Source organism: Pseudomonas sp. TH34 (genome assembly GCF_016650865.1).
Classification (GTDB): domain Bacteria; phylum Pseudomonadota; class Gammaproteobacteria; order Pseudomonadales; family Pseudomonadaceae; genus Aquipseudomonas; species Aquipseudomonas yamanorum.
Map to the genome: position 1 here is coordinate 86,672 of NZ_JAEKFB010000025.1, position 12,420 is coordinate 99,091.

Sequence of the window (12,420 nt, forward strand, 5' to 3'; positions counted from 1 at the left end):
ATCACCTGTACTTCAATCTATGCTCTCGCGGCGCCTGCCGACCAATCTTGAAGCAGGCAGCACGCCCGCCTTGGCGCTCCCCGTCATTACATTTGCATCCACACGTACGACGAACAACAGATTTAGCTTCATCGGCTTGCTCACCCGCTGGGTCCAACGCAATTGATCACCGTCAATCTGCGGCGCGTTGAACGCCACCGTTTCCTCGCCCTGCGTTGCCAGCCCCCGGATCACACCATCCTTGAGCTCAATATCGAATCTGATTTTCAAAACTCCCACTGGGGTACTGATTTGTGCATCCCATTGTCCGACGAACCTTGACGCCGGGCTAGGTGACTCGGGGGCAAGCGACGGTTCTATTTGCACCTGCGGCTCGACGAAAGTCGGCTGGGATGCCATGCCGTGCGCCCGCCAAACCGTGCCCCTGCGCTCGTAGTCGAACAACGCTTCAATGCTCAGCGCGATTTGCGGGCCCAGCGTACGGCCAATTAAATACAGCGCCAGGTCCAGCCCTGAGGTGACGCCGCCGCCGCTCACCAAATCGCCGTCGTCGACGACCCGCGCGTTCACCGCGGATACACCCAGCGAGGTTAAAACCGGCATTCCCAAGTGATGGGTCACGGCGTGGCGTTGTTCGATAAGCCCGGCCATGGCGAGTATCAACGAACCGCCGCACACCGTTGCTACGAGCGTCTCGGGGCGCTCAAGGGCCTGTCGCATCTGCGGCGCGATGCCAGTTTGTGCGGCTTGGTTGAGCAGCACGGGGATGGAGTCGGCGCCGCTGCTGTCGGTCTTGCCTGCTGCCCCTGGGAGTAAAACGATATCGGCGATTTCGGGGGCCAGCCACCCTTCGGCGGGAATTAGTAGGCTGCTGAGCCCGCACGGCACTTTTCGCGGGCCCTCGGCGCTGACAAGTGTGACCTGCACGGCGCCGTTGCTGGCATCGGCGGCGGCGAGGAAGACTTCGTACGGCGCGATCGCATCCAGCAGGTCGAATCCGTTGAACAGCACGATCTGCACGCGTAATGGTGTGTCCGGCGTGAATGATTGGAACACAGAAAGACTCCTCAAAAAGGTTTGTTGATCACCAGGAAAATGATGGCCGAGGTCATGGCCAACAGGCAGGGCAGCACCAGGCCGAGGCTGGGGGAGGGGGCTTCGGTGGGATATTCCAGGCGCCGACGAAGCACACCGGTCAGTAGACCGTGCAGGGCAGTCAGTCCCAACACACAGGCAAACTTGAAGATCAGCCAGTGGTCACCCACCCAGCCACCTTGCGTAGCAATGAATAGGCCCGTCAGCCAGGTGACCAGCATTGCCGGCACGGTCATGTTTCGGCACCATCGGCGCAGTGTGCGCAGGCGTGACAGCTCCAGCGGCAGAACCGGCCCGGACAGGTGGCGCCCAGCGAGCAGTAATAACGATTGCAGGAACATCCCGCTGATCCAGAACGTAACGGCACACACATGCAGTGACTTGATCAGCAGGTAGGTCATGGCGCGTCGTTCTCGGCAGACGAGTACTGGCTGCGCGCGGCGTTTTGCTGGTGCCGAAAATGCCGCGCGGCAAAAAAGCCTCCCAGCGGAATCAAGGCGGAACCCAGAGCGCAAAACAGCTCGGCGCCTCTCCACCGTTCACTGGTGGCCGCATTGATTACCAACCAGCAATAAAGCAAAAACGCCAAGCCATGCAGCGGCCCCATGATCTTTACCGCCACCGGGTAATCGATCAAATGCTTGAGAGGCACCGCGACGCCCAGCAGGACGATCAGTGTGGTGCCTTCGAGGAGTGCGGCGTATCGCAATTGCCTGAGGATGCCAAAGGTGCGCGAAGTTGAGTTGTTCATCATGGGTGGGGTTCTACTAGTCGGAGGGTGAGTATGTCGGCCTTGTATCACCTCGCCAATTGGCTAAAATGCCAATCATCGAAGGATTCAAGCCAAGCGAAAGCCACCATGCCCACAGTTGTTACCCCCCATAAGGTCGCCATCCTTGCTTTCCATGGCGTGGTGCCGTTCGACCTGACGACGCCGATCGAAGTATTTGGACGTACTCGTCTAGGCGCTGGCCAGCGGGCGTATAAGGTTATGGTTTGCGGCCACTCTCGGGTGATCAGGACTGAGCATTTTGATATGCAGGTGAAGTGGGATTTGAACGACCTTATCGGTGCCGACACGGTGATCGTGCCTGGCGTTCACGACGTCACTGGACCGGTGCCCAAAGTGCTGTTGGACGCTTTGAGGGCGGCATCCGAGGCGGGGGCGCGGATTGCATCGATTTGCTCTGGAGCCTTCATACTGGCCGCCGCAGGATTGCTGGAAGGATTGCAGGTCACCACACATTGGCTGGGCGCCCCGGCGCTAGCGGCGCAATATCCGACTATCACGGTAGATCCAAACGTCCTATTTATTGATAATGGACAGGTGTTGACCTCAGCAGGGGCATCAGCCGGCCTGGACCTGTGTCTGCATATGATCCGGCGCGATCACGGTGCAGTGGTTGCGGCCGACGCGGCACGGCTTGCGGTCATGCCGCTGGAGCGGGCGGGTGGGCAGGCGCAGTTCATTATTCATGAGCCGCCGGAATCAACCGGCATATTGCACCACTTGCAGCAATGGATAGAGCAAAATCTAGATCAGCCATTGACACTGGAGCAGATGGCGGCGAAGGCCTCTATTAGTACCCGCACGTTAAGCCGCCGTTTTCGCGAGCAGTTGGGCGTGACGCCTTTACAATGGTTGTTACACGCGCGGGTCCGGCAGGCGCAGTGCTTCCTTGAAAGCACCGATATGTCGGTTGAACAGGTTGCACAGCGCTCAGGATTTGGTTCACCGACGTCGCTGCGTGAACACTTTCGCCGCGTGGTGGGAACCAGTCCGCTGGCGTACCGCAATACGTTTGGGGGGTTAAGAGAAATCCCCGCAAGAATTGAATGACGCGAACCAATGCGTCGGCAATCAGGAAGGCAAGTAAATTATGATTACGACAAGCGATAGCCTCACTCTGGAAGCGCCTAAAGAGGATGCGCGCCAGAAGCGCACGCGCCTCAGCCTGGAGGAGGCCGTCCTGCAATTGGCCAGTGAGCGGGACATCACGACTGCATCGGTGTCGGAGCTGACACGGCGTGCCGGCGTGGTGCGCACGACGTTTTATGCGCACGCTCAAACGCCGGTGCAGTTGCTAACCAAAGTGCTTTCACGAGAATTGGATGACGTTCGCAGCTACCTGATGGAGGAACTGCAAAATGGCGTACCCAAAGGTCAGTTTCGCGAGCTGACGCACCGTACCACCAACCAGATCATTGACCATGTGATGCGCCATCACGCCGTCTACGGCAGCATGAATTCCGCATCGTCCAGTTATGCACTGCGCACGGTACTGGGTGAGCATGTCGCGGGGTGTGTGATTCGTGTGTTGGAGGGCGGCTACGTGAAAGCCCCATCCAGCAAGCCCGATGACCTGGCGATGTACGCGACCTTTTTGGCGGCAGGCACAGCCGGGGCCATTGAGCATTGGCTACTTACCAAACAGCCCAAAAGTCGGGCCGCGCTCATTGAGGCCATCAATGCCATGATGCCCGACTGGTACGCTTGAACATGCGATGTTGAATGAGCCGGGCGCAGCAGTCTGCCGCGCCCGGCGTTATATCAGAAAGAAGTGATAACGCTCCGAGCGATCCCGCCCTTTTTCAGTTCCTCATACGCATCGTTGATCTCGTGAAGCGAGATCTCTTTGGAGACCAGGTCGTCGAGGTTCAACTTTCCCTTGAGGTACAGATCAGCATACAGCGGGATATCCCGCTTCATATTGCTCGAACCCATGTACACGCCGGTGATATGCACCTGATTGACGATCAGGTCCGACAGCACTTCCACGTCAATCGTCTCGCCCGGTTTGTGCAGGCCAATGATGTAGATGCCGCCACCTTTGCGCGCCATCTTGATGGCCTGGGTTGAGGTTTCATACAGGCCGATAGCTTCGAAGACGTGGTCGGCGCCGCCAGGCAGGATGTGCTTCACCGCGTCGATGGGATCTTGCTCCCGGGCATTGATGAACGCGGTGGCGCCAAACTTGCGTGCCAGGTCTTCTTTTTTAGCTTGGGCGTCGATGGCGATGATGTGTGCCGCTCCCACCAGTTTCGCGCCGGCAATAACGTTCAGGCCGATACCGCCGACACCGATGACCACCACGGTTTGCCCAGGCCTGACGCCGGCGGTATTGATTACCGCACCAATCCCCGTGAGCACGCCACAGCCAAGCAGGGCCGCCTGGGGGAAGGGCATTTCTTTGGGGATCTTCGCCAGCTGGTTTTCATGCACCAGGGTCGAAGAGGCAAATGCCCCTGTGCCAAACACTTGGGCCACCGGCGCATTCCGCCGGCGCAAACGTGGCACTTGCGACGTGCTGCGCAGGACCTTGTCCGGGTCGGTACACTGGAAGGTGCGGCCATCGGCACAGGCGGCGCAGTTGCCACAGTACTGCAACAGTGACCCCACCACATGGTCGCCCACCTCAAGTCCTTCGACGGCGGGGCCGACCCGTTCAACTACACCGGCAAATTCATGCCCCAATATCGCCGGTAGCGGCACGCCAAAATCATGCTGGGCCACGTGCAAATCGGAGTGACACAGGCCCGAGGCCTTTACGCTCACCAGCACCTCATGCCCGACAGGATTGTCGATTTCCACATCTTCGATATCAAATTTCCCATCGATACGGTTCAGGACTGCTGCTTTCATTTGAGTATCCTTCGCGCGGCCAATGCCTTGCGGATTAGGTTGATGACAACGACACGGTGACGACTACCGGCGCCCGACGGGCGTGGACGGTTTGCGTAGGTACTGCACCGCCCTGATCAACAGTGCAACCAGCGCGATGAAGGTGAGCACGCAGCTCATGGCAATGGTCGACGCAGCTAGGCCGAAGGCCGGAACCGCAGCCGCGACAACTAGCGGTGGGACGCTGAAGGCCAGGTAGCTTTGAAGGTAAAAGGCTGACAGTAGGCCCACACGTTCCGAGTCCGCCGCCAAGGGGAATAATTGGTGAGACGCGCCTAGGAAGCTGGCACCTGCGCCGGCGCCCGCCAGCAAAACACCGATTAACAGTAAGGGGGTGATTTGTGCCCATACGGCGATGAGTATCGAGCTGGAGCCGATTAGAATCAGCAATTCACCCATCGCCACGTTGCGCCGGGGTGGGTGGCGCCTGAGTAGCAACACCGTGACCGCGCCGGCGAACGACTGCACGGCTACAACGCCACCCCCGATCAGTGGTGACTTGATGTGCAGTGCGGTCTGGATCAGCGTCGGCAGCAACGAAAAGAAATAACCGCCGAGGGCCCAGGCCGCGATGTTGGCAGGTGTGATGCTCAAGAACGTTCGCCGTGCGGCCTTGGGAATGGCCAGCCGTGGTGTGAAACTGCGCAACCGGATCGGCTGCCCATTGGTGCGCCTGGACAAGCCCCCGAAAACACTCCTAGGACTGCAAAAAAGGCGAGGCCCAGGCCAAATGCAACGGGCTGCGGAGAAGCAGATGCCTGGATGATGACGCTGCCAATCAGGGCGCCTGCACTCAAGCCGATAAATGGTGTGACGCTGTTGAGCAGCGAGCCGCGAGTGTTCAATGACTCTAGAACCGTAGCCCCCAGCGCTCCCAACGCGATGCCGTTCGCCACGCCCTGCATCAGCCGGGCGATTACCAGTTCCGGCAGGCCGTCGGCAATCAGAAACGTCAACATGGCGATTGCACTGAGCACCAGTGAAACACGCACCACTGCGCGCCGTCCCAGTTGGTCGGCCAAGGTGCCCATGGTCAACAGCGTGATAAGTAGGCTCAGCGCGTAGGTGGCAAACACCAGCGTCATGGAGACCGAAGACAGGCCAAAGTCGCGGGTGAACTCACTGTAGAACGGTGTTGGCATAGTGGAGCCGGCGAACAAACTGGCGATGGTGATAACACTGAAATGTCCAGAGCCCAAGGTCCGGGCCTCGGAACGCGTATGTTCAGGCATGGTGAAATTCCATGATTAGTTCAAGCGTGATCGGGCAACGGCAGGCCTCGTGGCGAGTCCTGCCGCACTCCTTGGATCATCTCGTCAGGTGTTAGCGCGCGTGAGTCAGCGCACGAATGGGCTTGAACTCGGCGCTTTGGGCGGGGCGACAGCGATGAATTTTTCTTCCGTATATTGAGCCAATGCCGAGTCGCCGGCCTCGCGGCCTACGCCACTTTGTTTGTAACCACCGAATGGATAGCCAGGCGGCAAGGCATGCCAGTCGTTGATCCACACGGTGCCGGCCTGAATGCGTCTGGCGACGGCCAGGGCGAGTTCGTAGTCCTCGCTCCAGATACCGGCAGACAGGCCGTATTCAGAGTCGTTGGCGATCTGAATAGCCTCGTCGATATCGTCGTACTTGATGACGCAAAGCACTGGGCCGAAGATCTCTTCCCGGGCGATTGTCATGTCGCTGGTGACGTTGGTGAAAATCGTCGGCTGTACCCAGTGCCCTTGTTCGAAGTCCCCGCCCTTGAGCGGCGTGCCGCCGTACCGAAGTGTCGCACCCTGGGCCTTGCCGGTTTCGATGTAGGCCAGGATGCGTTCTTTTTGGCGTGCCGAAAACACCGGTCCGAGGTCAGTTTCCGCCGAGGCCGGATCACCGATGCGCAGTTCACTGATGCGATGCACTAGGCGATCGACAAACTCGTCATGCAAGATACGGGGCAGCAGCAGGCGGGTGCCCGACTCACAGATCTGGCCGGAAAACGCCAGCGCGCCGTAGATCACACCTTCAACCGCCAAATTGATATTCGCATCGGCCAAGACGATGCTCGGTGCCTTGCCGCCGAGTTCAAGGGTAACGCGCTTGAGCGTTGAAGACGCGCGGCGCATCACATCACGCCCGGTGACTGTGGAGCCAGTGAAGGCTATCTTGGCCACGTCTGGATGCTCGGCCAGGTGCGCACCAATCACTGCGCCTTCGCCGGTGACGATATTCAGCACACCTGCTGGCAGCCCGGCGGCTTCTAGTTCTCGTGCAAACTCTATGAGCGTCAGCGGCGCCTGGCGATCCGGCTTGACTACCACGCTGTTACCGACGGCCAGGGCCGGGGCGATCTTCCACATGCCAAGCACCAGCGGGACGTTCCATGGCACGATCGCCGCGCAAACGCCTACTGGTTCACGACGGATGATGCCCTCAGATTCATGGGGGCCGAAACGCGGGCCTTCCACCTCGTATTCGTATTCGGAACTGAGCCGCGCGTAATAACGCAAAAAGTCCACGGAGACGCCGATTACCCCTGGCCCGGCAATACGAATCGGCATTCCGTTCTCGGCGGAGGCGAGGGCGGCCAACTCTTCTGATCGCGCTTCAAGACGATCGGCGGCCTTTAGCAGGATCTGTGCCCGTTGATGGGGGTGCATGGTGCGCCACACGCCCGAATCGAAGGCCTTTTTTGCAGCGGCGACGGCTTGATCCGCAAGCGGGATGGAGCCTTGTGCAACGGTAGCGACTAGTTGTTCGGTGGCAGGACTACGAATCTCATCCTGCTCGGCACTGTCGATCCACTTGCCATCGATGTACATCAACGCATGAGGGACTTTTTCCGCTGAGGAGAGCTTGTTCATGACAACTCCATTGGCCTTTTTCAAAGGCCGTTGATGCCGGTAACGGACCGGCCCGTGGCGCAGCAATGGCGCCGAATATCGCTGCTTGTTTTTCACATTAAACAACAGGTGATGTTTTTGCAAGCGCCAAAAACGTAAATTTTAGCTCCACGAAAAAGCGTAGATTGGCTATTGCGATAAAATACATTTGTCGTTTATCTTGGTTCTCTATAAACGAAAACCAGCGCAAGAGGTGTTCAATGAAACAAGTTCAGATTCAGGCCTTTGGCCAACCGGAAACTGCCGCCCGTGTGGTGGATGTTCCTGCTCGGACGATCCAAGCGGGTGACGATGTGCTGGTGCGGGTTCAGTTCGCGCCAGTGGGGCCGGCGGACATCGGCACACTGTGGGGAGGTTATCCCCGGCCTTATCCGGACTCCGTAGTGCCGGGCGTCGAGGCGATTGGCGTTGTCGAAGCCCTCGGTGCCGACGTCAAGGACCTCAAGGTGGGCGACCGCGTATTAGCGATTCGCCTGGACTGCTGGTCCGAGCAGTTGCTGCTTAAGCGTTCCCAAGTGGCCAAGGTTTCATCGAGCAACGACATCCTCCAGCAGTGCAACCTCAAGGTGAACGGTGGTACTGCATTGCTGCTTCTGCAAAAAATTGTCGACCTCAAGCCCGGCGACTGGCTCGTACAGAACGCGGCCAACTCCACCGTAGGGCAGTACATCGTTCAGTTGGCTAAAGCGCGCGGTATCAAAACCGTGAACATCGTGCGCAACGCCTCTGCGTTCGAACACCTCAAGCAACTCGGTGGTGATGTGGTGATCATTGACGGCCCGGAAACAGTCGCAGCGATTCACACCGCAATCGGCGGTGCGCCGATCAACCTGGGTATTGATTGCGTGGGGGGCGAGGCGTCCGAGCAACTCGCCGACATTCTGAGTGTCGGCGGAACCATTGTCGTGTACGGCGCCTTGAGCCTGCAGCCAGTGCAGATCCAGCCACTGCGCTTTATCAGCAAGGACATTCGCGTACGTGGTTTCTGGATTACGCCCTGGCTCAACAATGCACCGATTGCAGAAGTACAAAGCGTCATCTCTGAACTGGATGAACTGGTTGCCAAGGGCACGTTGAAAACCGAAGTTGCCTCGGTGTACCCGCTCACCGAACTCCCGGCTGCGCTGACGGCGGCGGGCTCGGGCGGACGTAATGGGAAAGTGGTACTAGACTTTCAGGGTTCCTGAAACACGTTAACGATTTGCCTTTTTTTGGCGGCTAACCTGAGTCGCCTTTTTTGTTAGGCATCCGGAATGAGCCTTTCTGACACTGGTTCAAACGCTCTCGAGTGTCACCATGCGCTGGATAGAGTCCAGACACCGAATATCTTTGCCTCAGTAAGAGCATTGAACCAGGATCTGCCGGATGGTTGTGAGCGGCGTTGCATTGTCGTGAACTCACCAAAATACCCACGCATTGCGCAGCAAGCATGGGAGTTTTGGTGAGTTGGTTAGCTACAATAAACAGAGAAGTCTGTGCAGTTTTTTCATCTGCGGCCGGACCGGCGCAGCTGGAAGAGTCTTATTTCCCGCGGCGAAGGCGACAGAATGGCATGGTGTATAGGCCTATATTCATCTGCCTGTAAGCCGTGCAGCGTGCCTTTCCAATCAGTGTTTTTTGTATTCACCATAAAGCTAGGCCATACAGGTGCAGAATTTAATAGGCTCCAGGCACCGATTGGTCCAAGCCATCAGCATCAAGTTTGTCGAACACCGCGAACATTTACTCGCCAGATGCGATCAGTCGCTCCTTAATCAGGCTTTCGACACCGGCCAACACAGCTTCGCTAGCCGAACGGGCCTGCCAGCCAAGCAAGCGTCTAGCTTTTTCAATGCTGAACTCGCGTTTCTGCCCGAGAGTCGGCGCAATCATTTTCATGTCTGCATTTACGTAGGCCATTAAGCGGACGAACAGGTCAGGGAGTCTAGAGGTCGATACTTTCGAGGCTTGGGTGCCAAAACTCTCTTTAAGAAGTCTGGCGACGTCTTCGAGCCAGAGAAAATCGCTACTGCCGACAAACCGTTGTCCGGCAGCAAGCTCTGACTCCATTGCCAATAGATGGAGTTCAACAAGATCACGCACGTCAATGATACTGAAGCCAATGTGGGGGATCGCCGGCATTTTCCCTCTCATCATCTGTGCAATCAGGTCTACGGACCCTGAGTATTCGGCGCCCAGCACGGGGCCCTGTACCATTCCAGGAAGGATCGTGGTGAGTGTCGTCGCGCCGCTGTGTTCTTTGAAGAAAGCCCAAGCGTCTTGTTCCGCCAGCGTCTTTGCCTTTGTGTAGTCGTTGGCAAGTTTGGAGGACAGATCCGTCCAGATGGTTTCGTCGGTAGGTGGCCCACTGTAGGTAGAGGAGGGCAGCGCAGCTTGCAGAGATGAGGTCAACACAATACGACGTACTCCGGCGCGATGCCCTGCATTGATTACGCGCATCGTTCCTTCACGTGCTGGGCGGATAATGTCAGTTCCTTTGTATTTGCCCACGGGCATTGGTGAGGCTGTGTGCAGAATTGAATCAACCCCTTTTGTAGCGTCCTCCCAGCCGTCGTCACTGAGCAAGTCTGCAACGACGAATGTGAGGGATTCATTAGCCTGCGGCTGAGTATGTCTAGCAATCTTGGTTCGAACATCGGCCTCACGAGATTTGCTACGAACGGTCGCACGCACGGCGTAGCCTCGGTTGAGCAACGCGGTGATAATCCAAGAGCCTAGAAAACCTGATCCGCCCGTTACCAAGACAGTTTTTTTAGAGTTGCTATGCATAGTTGACGTCTCAAAATTTAGCCTTCCCAGAGACCTGGAGGATGGCTAGGCTGTTTATTCTTTAAATGCTACGAGCAATCACGAAGCCCCACAAGAAGGCACTTTTATGAAACCAAGTAACGTGAGATCCCCTGCGGCAAGCACGTCAGCCTGCCAGGCACTCGAACTCAACGCTGAGATTTGCCAGTCGGTAGGAGATGTTTTAGCGCTCGCCGGCGATAAATGGTCGATTCTGGTCATCTACACGCTGTCGAAAGAGCGCTTACGGTTCACCGAGTTAAAGCACCGTATGGGCATGATCTCCCAGAAAGTTTTAACGGCAACACTCCGTAACTTGGAGCGAGATGGATATCTTACACGCATTACGAATCAGCATATCCCAAGACGGGTTGATTACGAGCTGACCGCAATGGGCTATGAGGCGCTAAGTCCTATTGCAGCGCTAGCTGAATGGGCAATTGAAAAACAAGCTGAAGTTAGAGCTGCACGTTACAGGTTTGACCAGGCGAAATTAAATCAATTGAGAGTTCCCGTGCATGACATGACGAATAATTCAGTACTTGTATAATCCATGCTCTATGAACCAACTGGCTAACGAATAACCGGTCAGCGCCATGGCTGGGGTGAAAGTGCGAGCTCTAGAGGATTTGTCGCGGTCGGCTCGTGACCCTCCGGAGTCGCTAGCATAAAAGACCAAAACTGGACGCCTGCTAAATAGAGGTACCGATGAGCTGAAGGCAGCGAAAGCACTGCTGCGAAAGAGATCCTGGCAGACCAAGATGGAGATCTCAATTACATCGGAGGAATGATCGTCGTCTCACCAGCTTATCAATATGTGCATGGACTTATTCCTGGCGTGTCATAAGCTGTCGATCGACCCGACTGTCTTGCCTTTGCTCTTTTTGCTTTTGTTTTACCTGGTTTCTGAGTGGTGAAAAGCATGAGTGGCGGGCGGCGAAGCCTGTGTATAGCCAGATACCAGTAACCAAGTTGGGGAGCTAGCCTCTTACTAACAAGCCTGCGGTCTGAGCTGCAAGTGTAGGCACCTTGGGAATTTACGAATACTATTAACTCAACTAAATGACTCTTTAGTTGAGCTATCGTTCAGCGCACTGAAAAGCTCCAAAGAAATCGATTCGGTATGAACCTAAAAGTACTAAAGGCTATAGATAGTAAAGCTGCAGGATATCCAGGGGGGGGGCGTGTCTGCTAGAGAGGAAAATATATCGGGGCATAGACAGCTCATTGCGGCGCGTGCGCTTAATTTCTTCGAAGGTTTAGTAGTTTTCACTGTGAAAACCCTCCATATACTCACCAAAAAGCATTAGCGGGCGCACTAAAACCCTAGGAGCCGCGTCCTTTGGAACGGCATACCGACCCGGCCGTCTCCTATATAGAAAGCTCGACAGGAGCTAACTCCTAATGTCGGACTCTGAGAAGTGATCTCTCTCTACGTAAATCTAGGCAGCCAAGCAGCGGCTAATCACTCACATTTTTCGCAGCACGCTAATCGAATCTGTGCCTTCTGAACGCTAAAAGGCGCCAGACTTTAAATCTGCAGGTAAAGCTGTACTCCGAGCTAGACGCTTCACGATCCAGTCAATCACGTGCCGCGCTGATCGGCTGAGAAAGATCGTCAAAATGAGCCCAGGACAATCAGGTGCAGGTTATCGGGGAGTCACACCGACGATAGGCTCATTAGGTAGAATGCGATTGCGCGAATGACGGTAAATCCTTTTCCTGGCAGCAGAGCACCCATGGAAGGAATTTAGTTCTCGAAATGAAAAGAGATTACTTCGGAGAACTGTGGTGCGCTGGTTGAAATCTGGTTGGCACTGCCCCTGATAATGAATCATATGATTACGCATAATGTATATTATGTTAAATTATGTGTCATAACTGCACAGCGCACAAAACCTGGGCTAGCTTGTGACTCCGCGAATTTGAAACTATTAAGCCCGAACTCTCTTCTATAGCCAGTCGTTTTTT

12 protein-coding genes are annotated in these 12,420 nt (G+C 56.2%); 4 read left to right on the forward strand and 8 right to left on the reverse strand.

Features of this window, described 5'->3' with window-relative positions:
• Positions 1–12 precede the first annotated feature (12 nt).
• The 3 genes from JFU58_RS20240 to JFU58_RS20250 are packed head-to-tail and all read right to left on the reverse strand — an operon-like array spanning position 13 to position 1,849.
• On the reverse strand, positions 13–1,056 hold the full coding sequence (locus JFU58_RS20240; RefSeq protein ID WP_201141888.1) for a DJ-1/PfpI family protein: 1,044 nt from the start codon (positions 1,054–1,056) through the stop codon (positions 13–15).
• Between the two features lie 11 nt (positions 1,057–1,067).
• Entirely contained in the window at positions 1,068–1,496 is a 429-nt protein-coding gene (locus JFU58_RS20245) for a CopD family protein (RefSeq protein WP_201141890.1), read from the reverse strand.
• Positions 1,493–1,849, reverse strand: coding sequence for a DUF3817 domain-containing protein (locus JFU58_RS20250; protein WP_242488291.1), 357 nt, complete (start codon positions 1,847–1,849; stop codon positions 1,493–1,495). The genes JFU58_RS20245 and JFU58_RS20250 overlap by 4 nt, the downstream gene beginning before the upstream one ends.
• A gap of 30 nt (positions 1,850–1,879) precedes the next feature.
• On the opposite strand from JFU58_RS20250, the gene JFU58_RS20255 reads away from it, so the two are divergent.
• Both JFU58_RS20255 and JFU58_RS20260 read left to right on the forward strand, forming a co-directional pair.
• A complete protein-coding gene (locus tag JFU58_RS20255; protein WP_242488292.1) occupies positions 1,880–2,935 on the forward strand; it encodes a GlxA family transcriptional regulator in 1,056 nt (351 codons plus the stop codon).
• Between the two features lie 40 nt (positions 2,936–2,975).
• Positions 2,976–3,593, forward strand: a complete 618-nt coding sequence (locus tag JFU58_RS20260; RefSeq protein ID WP_201141892.1) for a TetR/AcrR family transcriptional regulator — start codon at positions 2,976–2,978, stop codon at positions 3,591–3,593.
• 53 nt (positions 3,594–3,646) lie between these two features.
• Here JFU58_RS20260 and JFU58_RS20265 read toward each other — a convergent pair whose 3' ends face one another.
• The 4 genes from JFU58_RS20265 to JFU58_RS20280 form a co-directional block, all read right to left on the reverse strand.
• A complete protein-coding gene (locus JFU58_RS20265) occupies positions 3,647–4,738 on the reverse strand; it encodes a Zn-dependent alcohol dehydrogenase (protein ID WP_201141894.1) in 1,092 nt (363 codons plus the stop codon).
• Between the two features lie 63 nt (positions 4,739–4,801).
• Positions 4,802–5,371 carry a hypothetical protein gene (locus JFU58_RS20270; protein ID WP_201141896.1) on the reverse strand — a complete coding sequence of 190 codons (570 nt, stop codon included), beginning with the start codon at positions 5,369–5,371 and terminating at the stop codon, positions 4,802–4,804.
• Entirely contained in the window at positions 5,368–6,009 is a 642-nt protein-coding gene (locus tag JFU58_RS20275) for an MFS transporter (RefSeq protein ID WP_201141898.1), read from the reverse strand. The genes JFU58_RS20270 and JFU58_RS20275 overlap by 4 nt, the downstream gene beginning before the upstream one ends.
• 105 nt (positions 6,010–6,114) lie before the next feature.
• A complete protein-coding gene (locus tag JFU58_RS20280; protein WP_201141900.1) occupies positions 6,115–7,746 on the reverse strand; it encodes an aldehyde dehydrogenase family protein in 1,632 nt (543 codons plus the stop codon).
• Between the two features lie 116 nt (positions 7,747–7,862).
• On the opposite strand from JFU58_RS20280, the gene JFU58_RS20285 reads away from it, so the two are divergent.
• Positions 7,863–8,849 (forward strand): zinc-dependent alcohol dehydrogenase family protein, encoded by a 987-nt coding sequence (locus JFU58_RS20285; protein ID WP_201141902.1) that lies wholly within the window; start codon positions 7,863–7,865, stop codon positions 8,847–8,849.
• 535 nt (positions 8,850–9,384) lie between these two features.
• Here the strand turns inward: JFU58_RS20285 and JFU58_RS20290 are convergent.
• Entirely contained in the window at positions 9,385–10,431 is a 1,047-nt protein-coding gene (locus JFU58_RS20290) for an NAD-dependent epimerase/dehydratase family protein (RefSeq protein ID WP_201141904.1), read from the reverse strand.
• Between the two features lie 106 nt (positions 10,432–10,537).
• Here JFU58_RS20290 and JFU58_RS20295 point away from each other — a divergent pair, with 106 nt between their 5' ends.
• Complete coding sequence (locus JFU58_RS20295; protein WP_201141906.1) at positions 10,538–10,999, forward strand: winged helix-turn-helix transcriptional regulator; 462 nt, start codon at positions 10,538–10,540, stop codon at positions 10,997–10,999.
• Positions 11,000–12,420 lie beyond the last annotated feature (1,421 nt).